Annotated in this window: 22 protein-coding genes; 10 read left to right on the top strand and 12 right to left on the bottom strand. The window is 54.5% G+C overall.

The window, feature by feature from the left end:
- Nucleotides 1-8 precede the first annotated feature (8 nt).
- On the bottom strand, nt 9-401 hold the full coding sequence (locus tag ACIGCM_RS09130; RefSeq protein ID WP_397501722.1) for a hypothetical protein: 393 nt from the start codon (nt 399-401) through the stop codon (nt 9-11).
- A 159-nt stretch (nt 402-560) separates the two neighbouring features.
- Between ACIGCM_RS09130 and ACIGCM_RS09135 the strand changes: the two genes are divergently transcribed.
- Nucleotides 561-758 (top strand): heavy-metal-associated domain-containing protein, encoded by a 198-nt coding sequence (locus ACIGCM_RS09135; RefSeq protein WP_397501723.1) that lies wholly within the window; start codon nt 561-563, stop codon nt 756-758.
- A gap of 45 nt (nt 759-803) precedes the next feature.
- On the opposite strand, the gene ACIGCM_RS09140 is transcribed toward ACIGCM_RS09135, so the two are convergent.
- Complete coding sequence (locus ACIGCM_RS09140) at nt 804-2,009, bottom strand: NAD(P)/FAD-dependent oxidoreductase (protein WP_397501724.1); 1,206 nt, start codon at nt 2,007-2,009, stop codon at nt 804-806.
- Nucleotides 2,010-2,374: 365 nt separating this feature from the next.
- Between ACIGCM_RS09140 and ACIGCM_RS09145 the strand changes: the two genes are divergently transcribed.
- Nucleotides 2,375-2,929, top strand: a complete 555-nt coding sequence (locus ACIGCM_RS09145) for an RrF2 family transcriptional regulator (RefSeq protein ID WP_397501725.1) — start codon at nt 2,375-2,377, stop codon at nt 2,927-2,929.
- A gap of 72 nt (nt 2,930-3,001) precedes the next feature.
- Here the strand turns inward: ACIGCM_RS09145 and ACIGCM_RS09150 are convergent, their stop codons facing one another.
- A complete protein-coding gene (locus ACIGCM_RS09150) occupies nt 3,002-3,622 on the bottom strand; it encodes a TetR family transcriptional regulator (RefSeq protein ID WP_397501726.1) in 621 nt (206 codons plus the stop codon).
- Nucleotides 3,623-3,764: 142 nt separating this feature from the next.
- Here ACIGCM_RS09150 and ACIGCM_RS09155 point away from each other — a divergent pair, with 142 nt between their 5' ends.
- From ACIGCM_RS09155 to ACIGCM_RS09165, 3 genes are all read left to right on the top strand, one after another.
- Nucleotides 3,765-4,910, top strand: coding sequence for an efflux RND transporter periplasmic adaptor subunit (locus ACIGCM_RS09155; RefSeq protein WP_397501727.1), 1,146 nt, complete (start codon nt 3,765-3,767; stop codon nt 4,908-4,910).
- A gap of 11 nt (nt 4,911-4,921) precedes the next feature.
- Nucleotides 4,922-8,071 carry an efflux RND transporter permease subunit gene (locus ACIGCM_RS09160; RefSeq protein WP_397501728.1) on the top strand — a complete coding sequence of 1,050 codons (3,150 nt, stop codon included), beginning with the start codon at nt 4,922-4,924 and terminating at the stop codon, nt 8,069-8,071.
- 95 nt (nt 8,072-8,166) lie between these two features.
- Nucleotides 8,167-9,357, top strand: a complete 1,191-nt coding sequence (locus tag ACIGCM_RS09165) for a multidrug effflux MFS transporter (RefSeq protein ID WP_397501729.1) — start codon at nt 8,167-8,169, stop codon at nt 9,355-9,357.
- An 87-nt stretch (nt 9,358-9,444) separates the two neighbouring features.
- Here ACIGCM_RS09165 and ACIGCM_RS09170 read toward each other — a convergent pair whose 3' ends face one another.
- The 3 genes from ACIGCM_RS09170 to ACIGCM_RS09180 all read right to left on the bottom strand — a co-directional run bounded on the left by ACIGCM_RS09170 (nt 9,445) and on the right by ACIGCM_RS09180 (nt 11,190).
- The gene (locus ACIGCM_RS09170; RefSeq protein ID WP_397501730.1) at nt 9,445-9,624 is read right to left on the bottom strand and encodes a hypothetical protein; all 180 of its coding nucleotides are present in this window, start codon (nt 9,622-9,624) and stop codon (nt 9,445-9,447) included.
- Nucleotides 9,625-9,854: 230 nt separating this feature from the next.
- Nucleotides 9,855-10,871 (bottom strand): zinc-binding alcohol dehydrogenase family protein, encoded by a 1,017-nt coding sequence (locus tag ACIGCM_RS09175; RefSeq protein ID WP_397501731.1) that lies wholly within the window; start codon nt 10,869-10,871, stop codon nt 9,855-9,857.
- 25 nt (nt 10,872-10,896) lie between these two features.
- Entirely contained in the window at nt 10,897-11,190 is a 294-nt protein-coding gene (locus ACIGCM_RS09180; RefSeq protein ID WP_397501732.1) for a putative quinol monooxygenase, read from the bottom strand.
- Nucleotides 11,191-11,315: 125 nt separating this feature from the next.
- Between ACIGCM_RS09180 and ACIGCM_RS09185 the strand changes: the two genes are divergently transcribed.
- The 4 genes from ACIGCM_RS09185 to ACIGCM_RS09200 all read left to right on the top strand — a co-directional run bounded on the left by ACIGCM_RS09185 (nt 11,316) and on the right by ACIGCM_RS09200 (nt 14,755).
- The gene (locus ACIGCM_RS09185) at nt 11,316-12,233 is read left to right on the top strand and encodes a LysR family transcriptional regulator (protein ID WP_397501733.1); all 918 of its coding nucleotides are present in this window, start codon (nt 11,316-11,318) and stop codon (nt 12,231-12,233) included.
- Nucleotides 12,234-12,306: 73 nt separating this feature from the next.
- Entirely contained in the window at nt 12,307-12,696 is a 390-nt protein-coding gene (locus tag ACIGCM_RS09190) for a DUF2946 family protein (protein ID WP_397501734.1), read from the top strand.
- A gap of 119 nt (nt 12,697-12,815) precedes the next feature.
- Nucleotides 12,816-14,228 carry a PepSY-associated TM helix domain-containing protein gene (locus tag ACIGCM_RS09195; RefSeq protein ID WP_397501735.1) on the top strand — a complete coding sequence of 471 codons (1,413 nt, stop codon included), beginning with the start codon at nt 12,816-12,818 and terminating at the stop codon, nt 14,226-14,228.
- Nucleotides 14,229-14,287: 59 nt separating this feature from the next.
- Complete coding sequence (locus ACIGCM_RS09200; protein ID WP_397501736.1) at nt 14,288-14,755, top strand: copper chaperone PCu(A)C; 468 nt, start codon at nt 14,288-14,290, stop codon at nt 14,753-14,755.
- Nucleotides 14,756-14,884: 129 nt separating this feature from the next.
- On the opposite strand, the gene ACIGCM_RS09205 is transcribed toward ACIGCM_RS09200, so the two are convergent.
- From ACIGCM_RS09205 to ACIGCM_RS09230, 6 genes are all read right to left on the bottom strand, one after another.
- Entirely contained in the window at nt 14,885-15,832 is a 948-nt protein-coding gene (locus ACIGCM_RS09205; protein WP_397501737.1) for an adenosine deaminase, read from the bottom strand.
- Nucleotides 15,833-15,923: 91 nt separating this feature from the next.
- Nucleotides 15,924-16,898: a 2-oxoglutarate and iron-dependent oxygenase domain-containing protein gene (locus ACIGCM_RS09210; RefSeq protein WP_397501738.1), complete on the bottom strand. Its 975-nt coding sequence runs from the start codon at nt 16,896-16,898 to the stop codon at nt 15,924-15,926.
- A gap of 62 nt (nt 16,899-16,960) precedes the next feature.
- The gene (locus ACIGCM_RS09215; RefSeq protein WP_397501739.1) at nt 16,961-18,031 is read right to left on the bottom strand and encodes a BMP family ABC transporter substrate-binding protein; all 1,071 of its coding nucleotides are present in this window, start codon (nt 18,029-18,031) and stop codon (nt 16,961-16,963) included.
- A gap of 209 nt (nt 18,032-18,240) precedes the next feature.
- Nucleotides 18,241-19,596 carry an 8-oxoguanine deaminase gene (locus ACIGCM_RS09220; RefSeq protein ID WP_397501740.1) on the bottom strand — a complete coding sequence of 452 codons (1,356 nt, stop codon included), beginning with the start codon at nt 19,594-19,596 and terminating at the stop codon, nt 18,241-18,243.
- Between the two features lie 144 nt (nt 19,597-19,740).
- Nucleotides 19,741-20,427: an SDR family oxidoreductase gene (locus ACIGCM_RS09225; RefSeq protein WP_397501741.1), complete on the bottom strand. Its 687-nt coding sequence runs from the start codon at nt 20,425-20,427 to the stop codon at nt 19,741-19,743.
- A 154-nt stretch (nt 20,428-20,581) separates the two neighbouring features.
- Complete coding sequence (locus ACIGCM_RS09230; protein WP_397501742.1) at nt 20,582-22,549, bottom strand: alkyl/aryl-sulfatase; 1,968 nt, start codon at nt 22,547-22,549, stop codon at nt 20,582-20,584.
- 242 nt (nt 22,550-22,791) lie between these two features.
- On the opposite strand from ACIGCM_RS09230, the gene ACIGCM_RS09235 reads away from it, so the two are divergent.
- Entirely contained in the window at nt 22,792-23,505 is a 714-nt protein-coding gene (locus tag ACIGCM_RS09235; protein WP_397501743.1) for a Crp/Fnr family transcriptional regulator, read from the top strand.
- Nucleotides 23,506-23,507: the final 2 nt, after the last annotated feature.

Genomic DNA, 23,507 nt, shown 5'->3' on the forward strand with positions numbered 1-23,507 from the left:
GCGCGGGTTTAATTTATGGGCGGCGCAGGAATCAGTTTATAACCGGCGTTGGTTTGGCTGATGCGGTAGCGGCTGATAACCCCAGCGCTGAGCGTTAGCTGCTGGCCATCCAGTTGGTTAATGCCCGGTTGGCAGGTTTTGTTGCCCACGGTTGCTAGGCGAACAGTGACGACGCCCGGTGGCAAATTAAATGAGGCGGACTGACCTTGATCCAAGCGGGCGGTCAGTTCGTCTTGCAAATACAGGCCAATCTCACATTGGGTAGACACTTGCAGACGCTCACGAGAAATAATTAAAACCGCATAGCCCTCATCGAGGCCATAGTCAGCGGCCTGCACAGCGCTGGTTAAGCAGCTGGCTGCGAGGGCACTGCAAATCAAGGGTATGGCTAATCGACGCATGTTAATCCCCAGAGTCAGGAGCGGAGCAGGGTAGTTTGGCGTTGCCGGACGTTGCTCAATAGCATAGCCGCAAGGGGTTGACCTTCCCAGCATAGGAAGCTTGATACTCACTCAACCGGGCAAATACCGCCCTTTATTGTTCACTTTTGGAGGTCGAGCATGCACGTATTCAAAGTCGAGGGGATGAGTTGTGGGCATTGTGTAAAAACTGTCGCTCAGGCGATTCAAGCTGCCGATGCGCAGGCTCAGGTCGAGGTCGATCTAGGCGCAGCTGAAGTCAGGGTGAGCAGTGTATTGGATGCAGCGCAATTGACTGCGCTAATCAATAAGGCAGGCTACCCCGCGCAAGCGCAGTAGCACGGTTAGAGGCAGGGGCAACGCCAAGCGTGCCCCCAGGTTTTATCAGGCAACCACTGGAATCAGTGGGTCTGCCGCTGCCAAGGCGGTCGCGCGATCTGCTGCGGGTGGGTAAATCCACTGGGTATTGATTTGGGTTTTAAGCTGCTTGCCTTCTTCTTTAACCAGCTTGACTTGGCGGTCCCAACCTTCGGTATACACCGCGCCCCATTGTCCAAGGTCCAGGCAGGTGACGTACTTCTCCTGACGGTACGGAATTGGGGCGACATCGAGCAGGCTCGCAGCCGTGTTATTACCTGCGCTGCGGCCGAGTGCAATCGCATGCTGGCAGGTCATCAGGGCGAAGTTTCCTTGATCGTCGGTGGCCGCGTAGGCCACATCGCCTGTGGCAAAAATATCGGTTTGACCAATGACCTTGAGGTTCGCGTCGACGTGCAGGCGGCCATGGTTATCACGCTCACCCTCGATTTGCTCGGCCAGGGCGCTGGCCCGAACACCAACAGTCCAGACCACTGTTTTGGCCGCGATACGCTGCCCGTTGGATAGACTCACGCCCTCGGCGTCGATACCCGTTACCGCCGTGTCTAGCAGCCACTCAACGCCGAGCTCGTCAGTGGCTTGGGCAATGATCGGGCTGATGTTTTCTCCCAGTGCTGCGCCAATCGTTTGGCCGCGATCAACAATGATGACCCGGGTTTTAGCATCGGCACCCAGCGCAGCGCGCAAGCGTGCAGGCATTTCGGTTGCTGTTTCAATTCCAGTGAAGCCGCCACCGGCGACAACCACGGTGTTGCGCGCTTCACTGTCTGGCAACTGCGCCAGTGCCTTGATATGCGACTCCAGCTTTTGCGCTTGCTCAATCTGATCAACATCGAATGCAAACTCGTTCACCCCGGGTAGCGCTGGCCGGGCAACGCTGCTGCCGGTTGCCAGGATTAGCCGGTCATAGCGGATTTGGTTGTGTTGGCCATGGCCGTCGGTGTAGCCGATGCATTTATTCGTGGTGTCTATGCTTTGCGCTGCGCCTTTGATGAAGGTCACACCAACGGCCGCAAAAAGTTCAGCCAGTGGTGCTTTCATGCTGTGCACTTCAGGTTCATAGAAGCGCGGACGCACACGCAGTTCGGCTTGAGGCGCAAGTACGCTGACGGCCACGTCGCTGCGATTATGCATATCCAACAAGCGCGCTGCGCTCAATGCACTCCACATGCCCGAAAAGCCGGCACCCAGGATCAAAATCTGTTGTTTCATGGCTAACTCCAAAAGATAGGTAAGTTCAAAAAACTGCGCTGGAGCGGCTTCAAGCCGCTCCGGTTGGTCAAAGCGGATCGCTGATAATTGCGATCCGTAAAAGATCTGTAATCAGCGCTCGATAACTACGACTATATTGATCGTAGTTTATTTCGGCAAGTATTCCTTGGTGCCTTTTGTCTGGTTAGTGCCCGGTCAAGGGGCGAAATAGGTGTGCACAGACAGGCAACGGCCAGGGATTGCCTAGCCTGCAAAGAATCACGCGAACGACAGAAAAAATTGTTTGCGGGTTGCCGCACATCCGCTTTGCTTGTTGCTGTCACGGCGATTTGTTAGATTTGCGACCAGATTAGTCGGAGATTGTGATGTCTTTTTACAGTGCGGGCGTTGAGTACGGTATTCATTGCCTGCTGTTTTTAGTGGATGAGCAAGGCCGCCCCCGTGAGGCCAGTGTGCGTGACCTTGCTGAGCTGCAAGGGGTGCCGCAGGAGTACTTGGCCAAGGTGTTTACCAAACTGGCCAAGGCTGGATTGGTGGTCTCGACCGAAGGGGTTAAAGGCGGCTTTAAGCTGGCGCGTGGAGCAGACGCAATCAGTGTGCTGGATATCGTGATCGCGATTGATGGGCGCAAGGATATTTTTGACTGCCGGGAAATTCGCAGCCGCTGCGCGTTGTTCGAGGGTTCACCACCGAGCTGGGCGCAGGCCGGTACCTGTACCGTTCATGGGGTCATGCTGACGGCACAGAAACGTATGGAGGAGGCCCTGAAGGCGCAAACAATTCTCGATATGGCCAAACGTGTTGGGCGTGCAGTGCCAAACGAGTTCGCCAGTCAGGTTGGCCAATGGATGAACCAGCGCCGTGAGGCCAAGAAAGATGGCCCCGCGGAAAAAGCCATAGATCACAAGCAGATCAGTTGAGCCCTGCGCCTTGTTAGGGCATCCGCCTGCGGGGTGCCCTGGATTGAATCGGCCGGAACCGACGCAATTGGTTTAAGCCGGTTGCTTGAGCAGGCCATTGAAAAAGGCGGCGAAAATCGGTCTGATATCTTGCTCGGGCACCAGCAAAGTCGGGTCGCGCAGCCAGTCGCTGAGTAGGCCGACTATCAGGGCATTAAGTGCTCTGGCTGCGAGTCGCGGCGTCATACCTGGCTGTAAATGCACTGAAACAGGATCTTGGCTAAAATATTGCTCACATAATGAAATGAACTGATTGACGAACTCGGTATGGCGGTCAAGGGCCTCCTGCAATTCTTCAGTCAGCTCGCAACGATGTAACAAAATCGTAAAAATACGCTGCTTTTGTTGATCAAGGGCTAAGCTCTGGAGCACTTCAACGCAAAGTTCACAAAGTGCCAGTGTTGGGTTGTTTTCAAAGCCAATGCACAACTGCTCGGTAAGTTGCTCAATTGGTAAACGTACCTGGTTGAGCATTTCATGAAACAAATGGGCTTTATTCTCGAAGTGCCAATAGACCGCGCCACGGGTTACGCCGGCGTGTCTGGCAATGTGCTCAAGGCTGGTTTTGGCCACCCCATGTTCGAGGAACAGCGTTTCGGCTGCCAGTAGAATGGCGGCACGGGTTTTTTCAGCTTCTTCTTTGGTTCGGCGCATGTCGGATTAGTTATTTATAGCTAGGCTCAGGTTATGGAAATGATTGTAGATAAATTAGCTGCATAGTTCTATTTACAAACACACCTGTATGTAATTAGCATTCTCGCCTTTGTTTGCGCGCTGCGTTGTCTCGGAGACACCTATGTTTTTTGCACGTTCGTTCCCGGTTGCCCTGGGATTTATGGTTTTTTGCACCTTGAGCGCACCCCTGCGTGCCGAAGATGCACCACCCGCACCTGAAGTTTCAGTTGAAACAGTAAAAGTAGCGCCACTGCCGCTGATGCTGGAGTATCCAGCGCGGACTGCCGGTTTCCGTGAAATTGAAGTGCGCGCCCAAGTGAGCGGAATTCTGCAGGAACGTACCTACCTGGAAGGCAGCAGCGTTAAACAAGGTCAGTTGATGTTCCGCATTGACTCACGCACCTACCAAGCTGCTCTGGCTCGCGCAAAAGGGGCTTTGGCCCAAGAGCAGGCGCGTTATCGCCAGACAGAGCGCGATCTGCGCCGTATCCGCGAGCTGCAAAAGAAAGGCTTTGCCAGTGAAAGTGAGCTGGACAATGCCGTCTCCAACTTCGAGCAAAGCAAAGCCAATATTCAGGCAGCAAAAGCGGAAGTGCAGTCCAAGCAGATCGACTTCGACTACACCACAGTTACCGCGCCAATTTCCGGCATCACCAGTAAGGAAACCGTGTCTGAAGGTAGCTTGATGGTCGCCGGTGATCCGAACGCCAGCTTGCTAACCAAGATTACCCAACTGGACCCGATCTACGTCAACTTTGCCGCCCCTGACAGCGATGTCGAAAGCATGCGCAATGGTTTGGCTGATGGCTCCTTGGTACTCGATGGCGACGCAGTCCGTGTTGGTATTACCTACGGTGATGGCTCTACCTACCCGTTAGAGGGCAAGGTCAACTTTACCGACAGCTTGATCGACCGCAGTACCGGCACTGTAAGCACCCGCGCCGTGGTGCCAAACCCGAAGCAAACCTTGCTTCCGGGGCAGTTCGTTCGTGTGCAGATCAAAGGGATTTCGCTGCCAAAGGCCCTCACTGTTGCTGAGCGGGCAGTTGCGCAAGGTCCTAAGGGCACATTTGTCTATGTGGTTGATGACAAAGGCGTTGCACGGGTTCGTCAAGTCACCACTGGGCGCACTTCAAATGGTCGCTGGGTGATTTCGTCAGGCATCAGCGAGGGCGATAAGGTCATTGTTGAAGGCCTGACTAAAGTTCGTCCGGATACACCGGTTAAAGTCGCGTCGCAAGCGCCCGCCGCTGACAAGAAGTCCTGAGGAGTATCTGAGTGATTTCTCGTTTCTTTATTGAACGGCCGGTTTTCTCAACGGTTATTTCGGTGGTGATAGTGCTCGCCGGCCTCATGGCCATGCGGTCTTTGCCTATCGCCCAATACCCACAAATTCTACCGCCACAGGTGTCGGTGACCGCAACCTACTCAGGGGCGAGCGCGCAGGTTATTGCTGAGACAGTAGCTGCGCCGCTCGAACAAGAGATCAACGGCGTTGAGGGCATGATTTACCAGCAGTCGAACTCTGGTGGTAACACCATGAGTTTGTCGATTTATTTTAAAGTCGGCAGTGACCCTGACCAAGCCACCATTGACGTCAACAACCGGGTACAAGCCGCTCTGGCCAAACTGCCTGAAGAGGTTCGTCGTCAGGGCGTTAAGGTCGAGAAGAAGTCTTCTGACATCCTTCAGGTGGTGACCCTGTTCTCCCCGGACGACTCACGTGATCCGGTGTTTATCAGTAACTATGCACTGATTAACGTGATCGATGAGCTCAAGCGCTTACCGGGTGTGGGTGACGTCAGCCAGTTTGGCTCCAAAGACTACTCGATGCGTATCTGGCTGCGGCCGGACAAGTTGGCTCAGTTCAACCTGACGCCGACGGATGTGGTCAATGCGATCCGTGAACAAAACTCGCAGTTCGCGGCGGGTAGCTTTGGTCAGCAACCGCTGAAGAAAGAGCAGGATTTCACCTATACCGTGACCACTCAAGGGCGTTTTTCCACGCCTGAAGAGTTTGATAACGTCATTCTGCGCTCTGATGCGACAGGTGCCAGCCTGCGTTTGAAAGACGTTGCGCGCGTTGAACTGGGGGCTCAAGACTACTCCCTGATGACCTCCATGAACGGTCAGCAAAACGCTGCATTCGGTGTTTACCTGCAACCGGGGGCTAACGCACTGGACACTGCTGAGGCGGTTCAGGCGACCATGGAGCGTGTATCGAAGAACTTCCCGGACGGTGTGACATACAAGATTCCGTATGACACCACCAAGTTCGTAAAAGTATCGATTGAAGAAGTAATCCACACCTTCTTCGAAGCATTGGTTCTGGTTATTCTGGTGGTGTTCATCTTCCTGCAGAACTGGCGCGCAACGCTGATTCCGGTACTGGCTATTCCAGTGTCCCTGATCGGTACCTTTGCCGGTATGTACGCCCTGGGCTTCTCGATCAACCTGCTGACCCTGTTCGGCTTGGTGCTGGCAATCGGTATCGTGGTGGACGATGCGATTGTGGTACTGGAGAACGTCGAGCGGGTGATGGCCACCGACAAGATTGGTCCGAAAGAAGCCACTATCAAAGCCATGGAGGAGGTGACGGGACCGATCGTCGCTATCGTCCTGGTACTGTGTGCGGTGTTCGTACCCGTGGGCTTCCTCGGCGGACTTGCGGGGGAGATGTATAAACAGTTTGCGGTCACCATTGCCGTATCGGTGGTGATCTCGGGTATCGTCGCCTTGACCTTGAGCCCGGCGCTCTGCGCCTTGTTGCTCAAGCCAGGTCATCAAGAGCCCGCCGCGCCGTTCCGCTGGTTTAACCGTGGCTTTGATAAGTTCACCAGCGGTTATACCTCGGGTGTACGCTTCTTCCTCAAGCGCTCGGCCATCGGCTTGCTGCTGTTTGGCGGCATGATCGTGCTGATGGTGCTGTTGTTTGGCCGTGTACCTAGCTCCTTGGTACCTGACGAAGACCAGGGCTATGTGATCAATGCCTACTTCTTGCCGCCAGCAGCATCGCTGACCCGTACCGAGAAGCTGACCGGTGACGTGACCCAGCAGTTGATGAAGCACCCAGCGGTTGAAGATGTGGTGACCTTTGCCGGTTTCGACATTTTGACCTTCGGTACTCGCAGTAACGCCGGTGTGTCTTTTGTTCCGTTGAAAGACTGGAGCGAGCGCAAAACCCCTGAACTGGATGCACGCAACCTGACCCAAGAGTTCATGGGCATGGGCGCGTCGCAGAAAGACGGCGTGGTGATGACCTTTAACCCGCCACCGATTACCGGTATGAGCACCACTGGTGGTTTTGAAGGTTATATTCAGGACCGTAGCGGCGGCACCACTGAGCAGCTCTCGACCAAGGTTCAGGAGTTCCTCGACGCCGCACGTAAGCGTCCTGAACTGGCGGGTTTACAGACCACCTTCAACGCCGATGTGCCGCAGTACTACATTGACCTGGATCGCACCAAAGCCCGTTCGCTCGGGGTTGCGATCAGCGATGTGTTTACCGCGATGCAGTCGACTTTCGGCAGCTACTACGTCAACGACTTCAACCTCTATGGCCGTACCTGGCAGGTGAGTTTGCAATCAGAGCCTGAGTTCCGCCGTAAGCCATCTGACTTGTCACAAGTCTATGTGCGCTCGGCATCTGGGGATCTGGTTTCACTGGCGTCCTTGGTCAAGGTTGAACGTATTCTTGGCCCAGACACCTATGCGCGCTTCAACGTCTATCCATCGGCGAAAATCCTCGGTGGGCCTGCGCCCGGCTATAGCTCGGGTCAGTCGTTGCAAGCGATTCAGGAAGTTGCTAATGAAGTACTCGGCAGCGACTACAGCATCGGTTGGACCGGCTCGGCTTACCAGGAACTGGAGACTCAGGGCTCGGGCAGCATGGCGTTTGTCTTCGGCCTGATCATGGTGTTCCTGATTCTGGCTGCTCAGTACGAGCGCTGGACCTTGCCGCTGGCGGTAGTCACCGCTGTACCCTTTGCGGTATTCGGTGCCATTCTCGCTGTTTGGCTGCGCGGCATTGAGAACGATGTGTACTTCCAGGTTGGCCTGATTACCCTGATTGGTCTGGCGGCGAAGAACGCGATTCTGATTGTTGAGTTCGCGGTGATGCTGCGTAAAGACGGCATGGGCATCTTCGAGTCAGCGCTAGAGGCCGCGCGCTTGCGTTTCCGTCCAATCGTGATGACCTCGTTGGCGTTCATCCTCGGTGTTGTGCCATTGGCGATCAGCAGTGGTGCTGGTTCTGCCAGCCGTCACTCGATTGGTACGGGTGTAATCGGCGGTATGCTGGCGGCAACGCTGCTGGCGACTTTCATGATCCCGATGTTCTTTATGCTGGTTGAATCGCTTGGCGAGAAGATCGGCAAAAAAAGCAAGAAAGACGATAAAGACCTGCCCGCGCACAGCGACTCGGTTTAACGTCTGAGCAATACCAACGCCGTCATTCGCAAGAGTGGCGGCGTTGTCGTTTGTGGCATATTTATGTTTAATTTAGGTGCTTGGCAGAGACTCTGATGAAATTATCAACCTTACTCATTCTCGGCTCCCTAAGTGCTTTTGGGCCCTTAGCGATCGACTTTTATTTGCCCAGCTTCCCAGCCATTGCCAGTGCGTTTGCCACCGATGTCGAGCATGTACAGCAATCGCTGGCGGTGTACTTTCTAGGCTTGGCCATTGGTCAATTAGCTTACGGTCCATTGGCGGATCGATTTGGACGACGCAAGCCATTGCTGGTCGGCGTGATTCTGTTTGCATTGGGCTCGCTTGCATGTGCATTGGCACCCAGTCTTGAGTGGCTGATTGCGGCGCGGTTTGTTCAAGCACTAGGCGGTTGTGCCGGTATGGTTATTTCGCGGGCCGTGGTGCGCGACCTCTGTGACCCTATTGCTTCGGCCAAAGTATTCTCGCAGTTAATGCTGGTGATGGGCCTGGCGCCGATTCTTGCTCCGGTGTTTGGCGGTATGTTGCTGGGGACATTTGGCTGGCAATCAATTTTTGTGTGCCTGACTATTTTCAGTGTGTTGTGCACAATTGCTGTTTGGCGCGGTCTGCCGGAAACCTTGGATACCACTGTCCCCGGGCCGCCGCTGCTGGGTGCGCCCAGGGCTTATCTGCGCTTGTTTTCTGACTGGCCATTTATCGGCCATGCACTGACGGGCGGTCTGGCTGTAGCGGGTATGTTTGCCTATATCGCTGGCTCACCCTTTGTCTTTATTGAGCTTTATGGTGTGCCTGCGGAGCACTACGGCTGGGTCTTTGGCAGTAATGCCGCCGGTTTTATTCTGATGGCGCAAGTCAATGCCTGGTTGGTCGCAAGACATGGCCCCAGTTTCTGGTTGCGTCGAATTGTCTGGTTTTATCTAGCATGCGGCGCAGCACTGCTGACCATTGCGCTGAACAAGCCTGCGCATTTGTGGCCGTTGCTCATTCCGCTATTTGGCTGTATTGCCAGTTTGGGCGTGTTGCTACCCAACGCTTCAGCCTGTGCCATGGCAGGTCAAGGGCGCCATGCCGGCAGTGCCTCAGCGCTGTTGGGCAGTTTGCAGTTCTCGATTGCAGCCAGTGCCGCAGCCCTGGTCAGCTACCTGCATAATGGCACTGCATGGCCAATGGCTTTAGTGATTTTTGGTTGCGCGCTGCTCGCGGCGGTTTGTTCACGCTTTACCGTGTGGGCTGAACGCCGCGCAGGTTATCCGGCCATATAAGTGCGCGCAGCTTGGTATTTTTTACCAACCTTTCTGGCAGCCGTTCCTCGGGTGCGACAAGGTGAAGCGTATTCACCTTGGTGTGCTCTAGCCTGCCAGGCGCTGTGCTTCTGTGGGTAGATGGTGGGGCGCTTGCAGGCGTGCTTGCAGGGTTGAGACGAAACTACGCGCCTCGGCCTCACTGGCGAATGACACCTGTTGACCTGCAAAACTGACTTGCCAACGTGAGCCTTGGGCTTTACTTAGTGGGCTAATCCGGATGTTCATTTGGTTCGCCTCCTATGAGTGGTCAAGCCAGTTTAGACCCCGAATATGAATTTTCACTGACACAAATCAATTTCGCGATTAGTGGTTAAAATCCATATTTCGGAATGTTTCTGCGGGTTTGGGCTTATCTGCTTTAAGCCACACAAACGTAAAAAACCGGCAGCTAGAAGCCACCGGTTTGAAGGTTTCATTGTGCTCTACGAGCCAATGGTTTGCTGGCTTGAACGGGCCTAGAAGCCCTCAAGAACGATCTTGCCCTTGGCGCTGCCTGACTCTAGAAGTGCATGTGCGCGGCGCAGGTTTTCAGCATTGATCTGGCCGAAATGTTCACCCAATGTGGTTTTGACTACATGGGTATCAACCAACTCTGAGACCTTATTGAGCAGGCGGCCTTGTTCGATCATATCGGCCGTACCAAACAGTGAGCGGGTGAACATCAGCTCCCAGTGCAGTGACAGGCTTTTGCGCTTGAGTTGCATGATGTCCAGCGGCTCAACCGGATCGTCGATCAAGGCCAGACGACCTTGCGGTGCGAGTGATTCAACCAACTGGGCAAAGTGTTGGTCAGTCTGAGTCAGGCTTGCAACATGGGTGACACTCTCAAGGCCCACACGTTGCAGCTCCTGATGCAGTGGTTTGCTATGGTCGAGCACATGATGTGCGCCAAGCTCACGCACCCAGGCTTCGGTTTCCGGCCGGGAAGCAGTGGCAATTACGGTCAGGCCAGTGAGTTTACGAGCGAGCTGGATCAACATCGAGCCAACCCCGCCAGCGCCACCAACAATCAGCAGGCTCTGGCCTTGATCCATCTTGCCTTGGGCAACCTGCAGGCGGTCAAACAATAATTCCCATGCAGTAATTGTGGTTAATGGCATTGCCGCCGCTTCGGCGAAAGCCAAGCTCTTGGGTTTGTGCCCGACAATACGTTCATCAACAATATGCAGCTCACTGTTGGCTCCGGCACGGTTGATCGCACCGGCATAAAACACTTCGTCGCCGGGCTTGAACAGGCTGACCTCAGCGCCGACTGCTTTGACAATGCCTGCGGCATCCCAGCCAAGTACTTTGGCCTGATCATTTTCCGGGGCGACATTTCTGCGGATCTTGGTGTCCACCGGGTTGACTGAAATGGCCTTGACCTCAACCAGTACGTCCCGCGGGCCGGGTGTTGGCGCTTCAAGTTCGATATCAACCAGTGATTGTTGATTGTCAGCCGGTAATGACTGGTAGTAAGCAACAGCTTTCATGGAGGGCTCCTTAGTCGATAGCGGGTTAGGCAATTTTTGTCATGAGCTTAAGCTCAACGCCCTGCAGCAGTGGGCCGCAGGTATTCGTGAATGCTTGGTAGTGGGCGGTTTGTTTGTGTTCGGCAAGGGCGGCCGCATCGCGCCATTGCTCAATCATGATAAATACATGCGGTGCATCCTGCTCTTGGTGCAGGTCGTATTGAATGCAGGCGGCTTCTTCACGGCTGGCAGCAACCAGTGTGCGCAAGTGGGTTTGCACAGCCGCTTGATGTTGGGCAATTGCAGTGATGGTGGCGACTAATGTCAGAGCTGTGCTCATGGTTAAAGCCTCAATGTGTAGAGTGGTTGACCCGTGATGGAGCCATGCTGAATTAATTGATCCTTTAGAAAAACCCAGAGAAACTAAAGTCTATTTCAATATTATTTTGATAATAGGCCGTGTAAATGCTCCGTTTCGATGACTTACAGTTGTTTGTTCGCACCGCTGAAACAGGCAGTCTGTCCGCCGCTGCACGTGTGCTTGATATCTCTCCAGCTGTTGCCAGTGCGGCGTTGAAGCGACTCGAGCAACAACTTGATGCGCGCTTATTTGCCCGTTCTACCCGCAGCTTGCGGTTGACTGCCCAAGGGCAGGCTTTTCTTGGTCATGCCCGTCAGGCGTTACAGAACATTGAAGCAGGTCGTTTGCAATTGGCCGGTAACAAAGTGGGCATTAGTGGTTTGATGCAGCTTTGCGCGCCTTCTGACTTTGGTCGCAACACCTTGCTTCCCTGGCTTGATGAGTTTCAGCAGGCCCATCCTCAACTGCAGATGCGCCTGCTGCTGGGGGATCGCATCACTGATCTTTTCCGTGAGCCGGTGGATATCGCATTGCGCTATGGCGCGCCAGAGGATTCAACCCTGGTTGCCTTGCCTGTTGCCTCCGCTAACCGCCGGGTGCTATGCGCGTCCCCGGCCTATATTGCGCGTCATGGAGAGCCACAAACCCTCGAGCAGTTAACCGAGCATAATTGCCTGTTGTACATGCTCAGTGGCCGCATGCATGAGCGCTGGCAATTCAGTATGGGTAAGCGCCAGCAAAGCATTACGGTCCAGGGCGACCGTCAGAGTGATGATGCCGACGTGGTGCGCCGCTGGGCGGTTGCAGGTCAAGGCTTGGTCTATAAGTCTTGGCTGGATGTTGCAGGCGATGTTCAGGCAGGGCGCTTGCGAGTGCTGATGCCTGACTACCTCGGGGAGCTGACGCCGCTTAATCTAATCTGCGCCCATCGCTCACAACTGAGTAAGCCGGTGCATTTATTACGCGAGTTTGTTCAGGAACGCTGCGCTGAGTTACTGGCGAAAGCGCCTTGGGCCGATTAAGCTTATCCATGCGTCAAAATGTATCAGGTATCCGCACAGATGCCCTGAACGCTTCGTGATAGAGTCGCCCGCGATGAAAATGACCAGAGCTGATCGTTCGCTGATTGCATGGGTGCTATATGCCAGTATCCTTTTCAGTGCGCTCGCCTGCAGTATTAGCCATGGCCAGACCACTGGCTTGCAGCTAAGCGGCATCGACGGCGTGTACTGTTCTGCTCAAAGCACTAGCAATGGCCCGTTGGACATTGCCGGTTCAGGCACGCCATTGTTTAACCCAGCAACCGGTTTCGGTTGTTTTATGGGCTCGGCATTTGTCGGCATCACGCTTGCGGCCTTCTTCGGCATACTTGGTTTATTCTTCAGCCCTCGGCGTAAATTAGTCGTGCCGCCGCCCTTAATGGGCCGGCCAGTGCGTTATTTATGGCCATCGGCGAACCCTCGCGCCTCACCTTTCCTCGCTTAAACATCAATACCTGCCGTTTGGTTTGCTCCAGCGGACACAATCACAACATTAGCATTGCACTTGCTTGCGCTTGCCTATCGCTTGGGCGAGCAAGCATGTTGAAGAGTAGGGGAAAGGTGATGGGCGATATAAGCATTTCTGGGCAGCCGGTTACGGCTGCAAACTCGGCAAAACCGTCGTTTTATAACCTGGCTTGGCGTTGGCACTTTTATGCCGGATTGTTGGTTATCCCATTTTTGATCATGCTTTCGGTCACCGGGATTATTTACCTGTTCAAGCCGCAACTGGATTCGCTGATGTACGGCGATCTGCTGCAGGTACCGGTGGCTGAACAGCGCATTAGCGCCGATCAGCAAATGGCATTGGTCAAGCAGGCTTATCCTCAAGCCAGCATTAGCCAGTACCTGCCACCCGTGGATAAGCAAGGCAGTGCGCAGTTTGTTGTTGCCACGGCAGACGCCACGCTCAATGTCTTTGTGAATCCATATAACGGTGAAATCCTCGGCACCCAAGACGCAGAAGATAACTTGCAAGCCATCGCCCGCAAGCTGCATGGCGAGCTGATGATTGGCACTGTCGGTGATCGTTTGGTGGAGCTGGCCGCTGGTTGGGGAATTGTCCTGGTGCTTTCAGGTTTGTACCTGTGGTGGCCGCGGGGAACGAGTAAAACCGCACTGTTTTGGCCGCGCCTGGCAAATCGTGGTCGACTGTTTTGGCGTGACATTCATTCTGTCGTTGGTTTCTGGGGATCGCTGTTGTTGCTGTTTATGCTACTGACCGGCATGACCTGGACGGGCTTCTGGGGGGATAAATTCGCCGGTGCTTGGAATCACTTCCCCGCCGCGATGTGGAATGACGTACCGCAGTCCGACAAGTTGGCCGGCAGCCTCAATACCAGCACCAGCCAGACGGTGCCTTGGGCCGCCGAAGTTACACCAATGCCAGAATCTGACCCTCACGCCGCCCATAAAGGCATGGCGCACATGCAGTCATCTGAGTCGTCAGCGTTGGTGACCTTGCAGCAGGTGGTCGATAGCGCGCAGGGGCGTGGGGTGAATCCTGGTTTTAGTGTGACCCTGCCTAAAGGTGAGCTTGGGGTGTACACCGTGGCTGTGTTTGCTGATGACCCGCGTAACGATGCCACGATGCATATCGACCAATACAGTGGAAAGGTCCTCGCAGATATTGGCTGGAAAGATTACGGCCTGGTCGCCAGAACCGTGGAAACCGGAGTCATGCTGCACGAAGGCAAGATGTTTGGTTTGGCGAATCAACTGCTTATGCTGCTGGTGTGCCTGATGATTCTGCTGAGCAGCGTCAGTGGTTTGGTATTGTGGTGGAAACGCCGTCCGCAGGGTCGTTTTGGCGTGCCGCCACTGCGTCACGATCTACCGGTTTGGCGCGGTGCTGTGGTGATCATGTTGCTGGTAGGCTGTTTATTCCCCTTGGTTGGCGCTTCGTTATTGTTGGTTGCGCCGCTCGACTGGTTGCTAACCCGACGTCAAGGTCGCGCTCAATTGCAGACCAGTTGAAGTGCTACGTCTTAAAGGGCGGGTCTGCTCGCCCTGTTTACTGTCACTGGAGAACCTGAATGTTAAATAAAATCCTGTTGATCGCTGCGCTTATGAGTTCTGCTGTTGTTGCCAATGCCCACGAGTTTGATCTGGGCAACCTGCACATCGAGCACCCGTGGTCGCGCGAAATGCCGCCGGTTGCGCCCACCGCTGCTGCTTATTTTGTGGTGGATAATAACGGCAAGGAAGCTGATCGTTTAATTGCCGTTCATACGCCGGTCGCCGAAAAAGCCGAGATGCATGAGCATGTGAAGGCCGGTGATGTGATGAAGATGCAGCAAGTTCAAGGCGTCGATGTTCCCGCTGGCGGTCAGGTTCGATTCGAGCCTAAAAGCTATCACGTGATGTTGTTTGGCCTGGAGCAGCAGATGAAAGCGGGTGAGCACTTCCCCATGACCTTAACCTTTGAAAAGGCCGGTGATGTTGAGGTGCAAGTGAATGTGCAAAAGGATGCGCCAGTTGCAGGCGAGGCGCACAAGCATTAATCGAAAAGGGGGTGGGCCCGCTTGAGCTCGTCCCGCGAACTTCAAGCGCTGGAGCCATTAACCCGGACGTTATTGGTTGTTAGCGGTGGGTGAAAAAAGCGTCACCCACCCTTTGGGGCTGTTCGAGGCTTAAGCCAAGCGGGCGTCGAGGCTATTTTGCGCGAGGCGCTTGGCTTGGTCTTCCGTCATGCCAAGGCTGGCATGCAGCGCTGCAAAGTTCTCGGTGACGTAGCCACCAAAGTAGGCGGGATCATCTGAGTTCACCGTGACCTTAACGCCTCGCTCAAGCATTTCCAGAATGTTGTGCTGGGCCATATCGTCAAATACACAAAGCTTGGTATTGGACAGTGGGCAAACGGTCAGCGGAATCTGCTCATCAATGATGCGCTGCATCAGACGTTCGTCTTCAATCGCCCGGACACCGTGGTCGATACGCTCGATTTTCAGCAAGTCGAGGGCTTCCCAAATGTATTCTGGCGGGCCTTCTTCACCGGCGTGGGCCACGGTCAAATAGCCTTCGCTGCGGGCCTTATCGAACACCCGTTGGAATTTGCTGGGCGGGTGGCCCATTTCTGAACTGTCGAGGCCGACAGCAACAAAGGCATCGCGAAACGGCGCAGCTTGTTCAAGGGTTTTGAATGCCTCTTCTTCTGACAAGTGGCGCAAGAAGCTGAGAATCAAGCCATGGCTGATCCCCAGTTGTTTTTGTCCGTCATCCAGCGCCTGCTTGATGCCCCTGATCACCACTTCAAACGGAATGCCGCGGTCGGTGTGGGTCTGCGGATCAAAGAAGGGTTCAGTGTGAATCACATTCTGCGCTTTGCAACGCGCCAGGTAGGCCCAGGTCAGGTCGTAGAAATCTTGCTCGGTGCGCAGTACGTCGGCACCGCGATAGTAGAGGTCGAGAAATTCCTGCAGATTGTTAAAGGCATAGGCTGCGCGTAACGCTTCAACGTCATTCCACGGCAGCGCGATTTTATTGCGCTCAGCCAGTGCAAACAGCAACTCAGGCTCAAGCGAACCCTCAAGGTGCAGGTGGAGTTCGGCTTTGGGCAGGGCGTTTAGCCAATCGTACATATTCAATTCTCGTCAGCTGTGTAGTCAGGGCCTAGTTTAACCACTGAGTCAGGAATCGGCGAGGGCGCTCCGTTTCATCCTCGCCTGCGCCCTAGCTTGCAACGTCCTCGGTGCGCCGGTAGGCGTAGGTGTCTGCGAAGCGTGAGAGTAGGTACTCAGCGCTGGTGGTCGCTGCATATTTGGCGGGGTTATCCGCATCCGAACATCCCGGCAGGCAACTGATCACGGTGTCTGGGTGTGGCTCGGCGAAAAACGGCATCGAGTAACGATCAACCCCCAAAGGGCTGATTACCCGGTGCGGCGTCGACTTGTAGCGGTCGTTGCTCCAGCGCGCCATCATGTCGCCGATATTAACCACAAAGCTGCCTTCTATCGGTGGCGCATCAATCCACTCGCCGTTGACGTTTTGCACCTGTAAACCGCCTGCACTGTCTTGATACAGCAAGGTCACGCAGCCGTAATCTGTGTGGGCACCGGCCCCTTGTTGCTCGGCGCTGCTGGCCGTATGACGCGGGGGGTAGTGAATCATGCGGAACACGCTTATCGGCTCTTCAAAACGCACATCAAAGAAATCGCGTTCAATACCCAAGGCGATGCTCATCGCGCGCAGCAGGGTCTTGGCCAGCTCATGCATGTCGTTGTAATGCTGCTCCATCAACTCGCTCCAACCACTGAGCTGCGGATGGCGATTGGTGCCGCGTAAAGGTTTGCCAGCGACTACATCGGGGTGATCCGCTGGCATGTTGAAACCCATGTCGAAGGTTTCTTTCAGGTCGCTCGGCTTGCTCGGGTCCAGTTGCTCGGTGGCGATTGCTCCATAGCCCCGGTGAACCTGCGTCTGGGTGATGTCGATTTTAAGTTTTTCAGCGTCTGGCTGAGCAAAGAAGGTCTTCGCCGCATCCGCCAGCTGAGTAATCCGCTGGGCGCTGATTGGGTGACCGGTGATATAGAAAAAACCCCACTCACGGCAGGCTTGATCAATCTGTTTGGCAACCTGCTGCCAAGCATGTTCATCAGCGCTGTAGAGCGGGGCGATATCGATCAGGGGCAGTTGATTTGGATTCATGATTATCTCTGATAATAAACTGCCAGCCAGCGACGGTTGGCAGTTCCAAACTACGCCGAGGGTTACTTCGGCAGTTCAGCTTTGACGTTTTCGACGTAGTAGTTCATCGATGCCAGCTCGGCATTGGTGGCGACAACACCGTCGGCGATTTTAACTGCACCGGACTGGTCTTTGATTGGGCCAGTAAAGGGGTGGAACTCGCCGCTTTTGATACTGGCTTCGATCTTCTCGGCCTCAGCTTTAACATCGGCTGGCACCAGCTCGCTGATAGGTAGCTGGATGGTGTCGTCGTTCAGGCCGCCCCAGTAATCCTGAGATTTCCAGGTGCCATCAATCACCGCCTGTGCGGATTTGATGTAGTGCGGGCCCCAGTTGTTGACGATGGACGTCAGCACGGCTTTAGGGCCGAAGTGCTGCATGTCAGAGGCATAGCCCACTGCATAAACCCCACGACGTTCTGCTGTCTGGATAGGGGCTGGGCTGTCGGTGTGCTGGAATACCACGTCAACCCCTTGGTCGATCAAGGCGTTGGCTGCGTCAGATTCTTTGCCCGGATCGAACCAGGAGTTGACCCAGACCACTTTGATTTCGGTGCCCGGGTTGTACTTGTCCAGCGCCAGTTGGATCGAGTTGATATCGCGGATCACTTCCGGAATCGGGAAGGAGGCGATGTAACCGATTTTCTTGGTTTTGGTCATCTTGGCGGCCAGGTAACCACCGACATAACGACCTTCATAAGAACGTGACAAATAGGTGCCGAGGTTCTTCGATTGCTTGTAACCGGTGGCGTGTTCAAAGGTTACTTTCGGGAACTGCTTGGCGACTTTCAGCGTCGGGTTCATGTAACCAAAAGAGGTGGTGAAAATCAGGTCATAGCCACTTTTTGCCATGTTGCGAATGACCCGCTCGGCGTCAGCACCTTCCGGTACGTTTTCTACGAAGCTGGTTTCGACTTTGTCGCCCATCTGCTCAGCCATCATTTTGCGGCCTTGCTCATGCTGATAGGTCCAGCCGTGATCGCCAATAGGGCCGATATAGACGAAGCCAACCTTCAATGGGTCAGCAGCAGAGGCGCCCATTGCAGCGCTAAAGCCAAGGGCGGCGACGAGGGCGCGCAGTTTATTCTTCTGCATAGCGAGTATTGCTCCGTAGGTGTTGGGTGTTGGCGTGTTATTAGATGTCCCAATGCCAACTGCAAAAAACTGACCAACTAGACAATTACCCGTGCTCAGGCGGCTCCTTATCGGTTAAAACACAAAACCCTGCCGGAGCAGGGTTCTGTGTTGGTGCAACTGTGCAAGCGCAAATCAGTTGCGTGCTGCCAAGTGGTGCAAAGGCTTGATTAGCCTGCGATCAACTCTTTGGCGGCTTGGCGGTGATCGGCAATTAATTGCGCGACATCAAGGCCTTCGATCTGGCCATCGATGACTCGCCACTGGCCGCCAATCATCATTCGGTCAGCCCGGTCTGCCCCACACAGCAGTAAAGCCGAAACAGGGTCGTGGCTACCGGAGAAGCGCAACTCATCAAGTTTGAAGAATGCCAGGTCCGCTTGCTTGCCAACCGCCAGTTCACCAATGTCGCTACGCCCAAGCAGACGTGCCGAACCCTTGCTGGCCCAGCCCAGAACCAATTCCGGTGTGATCTTGGCGGCGCCGTAGCGCAGACGCTGGATGTACAGGGCCTGACGTGCTTCGAGGATCATATTCGAGGCATCATTGGATGCCGAACCATCGACGCCGAGGCCAATGGGCGCGCAGGCGGCTTCGAGGTCGATGGTTGGGCAGATCCCGGATGCCAAGCGCATGTTTGAGCTTGGGCAATGGCAAATCCCTGTACCAGCTTGGCCCAAACGTTCGATTTCGTCCGGGTTGAAGTGAATGCCGTGGGCCAGCCAGGTACGCGAGCTGAGCCAGCCAACACTGTCGAGGTAATCCACGGTGCGCAGGCCAAAACGCTGGAGGCAGAAGTCTTCTTCATCCAAGGTTTCAGCCAGGTGAGTGTGCAGGCGGACATCCAGCTTTTCAGCCAGATCAGCACTTTCTCGCATGATCTCCTGGGTCACCGAAAAGGGTGAGCAAGGTGCCAGGGCAATCTGGATTTGTGCCCCTTCGCCGCGTTCGTGATATTCATTGATCAAGCGTTGGCTGTCTTCAAGAATGACCTGGCCTTGCTGCACAGTTTGCTGTGGCGGCAGGCCACCATCGGCTTCACCCAGACTCATGGAGCCACGGGTGAGCATGGCGCGCATGCCCAGCTCGCGAACGGCTTCGACCTGCACATCAATGGCGTTTTCCAGACCACCCGGGAACAGATAGTGGTGGTCGGCAGCGGTGCTGCAACCAGAGAGCAGTAGCTCAGCCAACGCCACTTTACTGGCCAGGGCAAGTTTTTCCGGGGTCAGGCGCGCCCACACTGGGTACAGGGTTTTCAGCCAGGGAAACAACGGCTGGTTAACCACTGGGCCCCATGCACGGGTCAGGGTTTGATAAAAGTGATGATGGGTGTTGATCAGGCCCGGCAGTACCACATGCTCGCGGGCATCGAAGACCACATAGCCTGGTTTTGCAGGCTGCTGACCGGCACTTAGAATTTCGCTGATAACGCCATGCTCGACCACAATACCGCCTGAGGCATCCAGGCCATTGGCAGTGAAACTGGCGAGTGGGTTTTTGATCCAGATATAAGAATTAGGCACCTTGCAGGCCCTCTGAGTTGATTTCAGGTAGCCAGCTCAGTGTTAACCCTGTCTGCTGATCCAGGTGCACCGCAATGCAATGCGGTTGCTGCATAAGATAACGGCCAACGCGGTCTTGTTCAACAAAACCGCGCCAGGCGGTTGTCACCAGGCGATGGTCTGGCCTTGATAATCCACAAAATAATGGCCGCCCGTACCGGCAAAACGCTGTACTTGAGCGACTAAACCGGCGCAGCTGGTTTCTACATCAATCTCGCCATTCGGACCGCCCATGGCTGTCCGAACCCAACCCGGATGCAGCGAAAGCACAGTCGGACGTGGTGCCGGTAGCGAGCACACAAAACTGTTGGTCAAGGAGTTTAGTGCCGCTTTACTGGCTTTATACAGCGCCAAGTTATTGCCCTCCGGGTTCATTACGCTGCCCAGTACAGAGCTCATAAAGGCCAGCACACCGGTGTTTGGTCGCAGTTGCGCGACAAACTGCTCAGCCAAGCGAATGGGGGCCGTGACATTGGTCATAAATAACTGACCCAGTTCTTCCTGTGTCGCGGCGGCGGCTGTTTGATGCTCAGGACCCAATACACCTGCGTTAACGAAAATCAGATCAAAGACCTGAGTGCTCAGGCGCTGGGCCAGCGCGGTTAGCGAATCCTGACTGTCCAAATCGAGGGTTTCGATTTTTACCCCGGTCACGGCTTTAAGTTCATCCGCCGATTGCGGGGCGCGCACTGTTGCGGTGACCGCCCACTGCTGTTGGACCAGTTGCTTGACCAAGCCAAGCCCCAAGCCGCGCGAGGCACCGATGATTAACGCTGTTTGTTGCTGGGCCATTTAAAGCTCCTGAGTGATTGGACTGAAGGGCGGACCTGCTGAGTTGGTTTGCCATCATTGGCCAGGGCGACAGTGTGCACGATTTTACCTGCACAGATTTCAGGCAATAAAAAACGCCCCGAATTCGGAGCGTTTTTTAATCACGACCTAATGCTTAAGGTTCAGAAATTTTGAACCAGAAACCGAAGGTGTCGAAGTTGCTCAGCATGTCTTTGAACTTGGCCTTGTCGCCGTCGATTTTCACGTCGCCGCTTTCGGTCAGGCTGCCCATTTTCAGGTTGCCCAGAGCAATGTTATCGAGAACGCTGCGGTTCAGTGTTACAGAACCGTCAACCTTGTCGCTGACTTTGTCCTTGTTGTAATTCAACACGCCATTTTTCACGGTTAGCAGATACTTTTCGTTGGTATCTGGGAAGGTGAGGTTGTAGGCATAGCTCTTGTCGCCAACCTTAGGACCATTGAGGTGGATGGCCAAGAAATCGAGGAACATTTCAGTGGTCATGCCGCGGATGATGTCAGGCGAACTAGTGTTCGGCGTTGCCATCTCTTTGACGCCGTTGCGCAGTTCCTGAGCACCGCTCAAGTAGAAGTTACGCGCTGGACCTGACTCGGCCTGATAACCCATTTGCTCCAATGCATCTGCTTCCAGATTGCGTGCCGCTTGGTTTTTCGGATCCGCAAACACCAGCTTGTTGGACACCGTTGCAGACCAGCGATAATCGCCTTGAGCATAGGCGTCCTTGGCGGTTGCCAGCATCTTGTCGGCACCTACCATTGCCACGTACTTCTTGGCTTCTTCCACTGGAGGCAGTGGATCGAAGGTGGCTGGGTTGCCGTCCCAGAAACCAAGGTACAGCTGGTAGGTCGCGCGAACGTTGTGTTTCAGGTCACCGTAGTAGCCACGGTTGTAGAACTCTTTTGCCAGCGTGTCTGGCAGCACGAACTCTTCAGCGATCTCATGCATGGTCATACCTTGGTTGGCCATGCGCAGGGTTTGATCGTTGATGTACTTATACAGGTCGCGTTGTTTTTCCAGGTGCTCGACAACGTTGTCCTGACCCCATTGTGGCCAGTGGTGACTACCGAAGGAAACTTCAGCTTTGTCTCCCCACATGTCGATGGTTTCGCCCAGTGTGGTCGACCATTTTTGTGCGCTACGCACTTTGGCCCCACGTAGAGTGAGGATGTTGTGCAGGGTGTGGTTAGCATCTTCGGCTAAATCCAGCGCTTTGAATTGCGGGAAATAGAAGAGCATTTCTGCTGGCGCTTCTGTGCCAGGCGCCATTTGGAACTCGACGTCGATACCGTCAACGGTCAACTTCTCGCCAGTCTTGCTGATCAGCTTGTTCGGTTCAATCAGGGTGATATCACCGGCAGCAGTTGTGATCCCAAGACCACCACCGACGTTGCCTTGCGGGTTTTTCGGCAGCAGGTTGCCATACATGTACGAAGCGCGGCGGCTCATGGCTGTGCCCGCGAAGACGTTCTCGCTGACAGCTTCTTCCATAAAGCCTTCAGGCACGATCAGCGGGACTTTGCCCGATTTCACATCAGCTTCATCGACAACTGAACGCAGACCCGCGAAGTGGTCAACGTGGGAGTGCGTGATGATCACTGCGGAAACAGGCAGCTTCTCAACTTTTTCGTTGATCAGGTCCAGTGCAGCTTTGGCGGTTTCGTCTGAGGTCAGTGGATCGATCACGATCCAGCCGGTCTTGCCGCGAATGAAGGTCATGTTCGCCAGGTCGATGTTGCGAACCTGATAAATGCCATCGACAACTTTAAACAGGCCGCGAATGGCCAATAGTTGGGATTGACGCCACAGGCTTGGGTTCACAGTAGCCGGGGTGTCGCCATCCTTTTTGAGGAAGTCATATTGGCCGAGGTCGATGACTGTGTTGCCGTCTTTGCCTTTGATTACCGGGCTTGGCAAGTCAGCGATAAAGCCGCGCTTGGCGTCTTCGAAATCTTGCTTGTTGCTAAAGGGCAAATAGTTCGCGATGGCGTCGTTGGCTTTCTTGGTCGCATCGGTTGCTTCATTCGGTGCGGCGAAGGCCGTGCTCGCAATTACCATGCTGGAAACTATTGCGAGGGATAAACGTTTTGATACAAATGCAAGCATGCTTACAACTCCTTGATCTTCATTCTTCCAACAACTCGTGGAAGTCCTGGCTACTATTTCAGCGGCCAAAAACTGCATATGTATAGCGGTGTGCCAAGGCTGCTTATTCCTTGGAGCACCTGAGGGTTTTAGTGTCTATCTCGTCCTTTACAAGGTACTCATGGATAAGACTTCAACTACAGTAGTTGAAGAAAATGCTTGCAACTGTATCGAAAGTGACAATTAGTAAAAAAGGCGAAGCAATGGAGTTTCTTGAGGCTGCACATACGTTGCGATCCAATGGATGGCTGTCAAATACACCGACTGAATTTCAAGATGCGGTGCTCAGTCGCACGACACTTCATCACTATCCGGCGGGCGAAGTTATTTTGCGTTATGCAACGCCTGGCAACGCTATTGTCGGGCTAGTGAGTGGCTGCCTTGCTTGCCAATTGCCGCCGCGAGCGGATGCTTCAAGTTTGGTTCACTTGTTTGCGCCTGGGGCTTGGACGGGGGAGCTGGCATTTTTTTGTGGTGGCGTTCGCCGGGTTGAAACCATGGCTTATACGGACAGCTATTGCATGCGCCTGACGAAAGCCAATCTGGACAAAATTCTTCAGGACCAACCCGGTTACTGGCAGTGGTGCAACTTGCTCACGGCGCTTACATTCGATGTAACCCTGATGACCCTCGATGCGCTGACCACCTTTGATGCCACAACCCGAATCGCAAAGACGTTAAAGCGCTTAGCAATTATTAGCGAAACGACCAGCCTGCCGAGAACCTCGCAGGCTGATATTGGAGCAATGGCAGGGCTTTCACGCAAAGGTGCCCATGACGCGTTAAAGCGCCTAGAGAAAATGGGCGTTGTGCGCTGTGGTTATGGAACCGTTGAGATTCTCTGTCGCGAGGGGCTGGAGCAGGTTATTCAGGGGGGGAGCATCAGCAGCATGAATTCAACAGCCATAAGCTCTTAGGC

This window comes from Pseudomonas sp. NPDC078700 (assembly GCF_044542375.1).
Taxonomy (GTDB): Bacteria; Pseudomonadota; Gammaproteobacteria; order Pseudomonadales; family Pseudomonadaceae; genus Aquipseudomonas.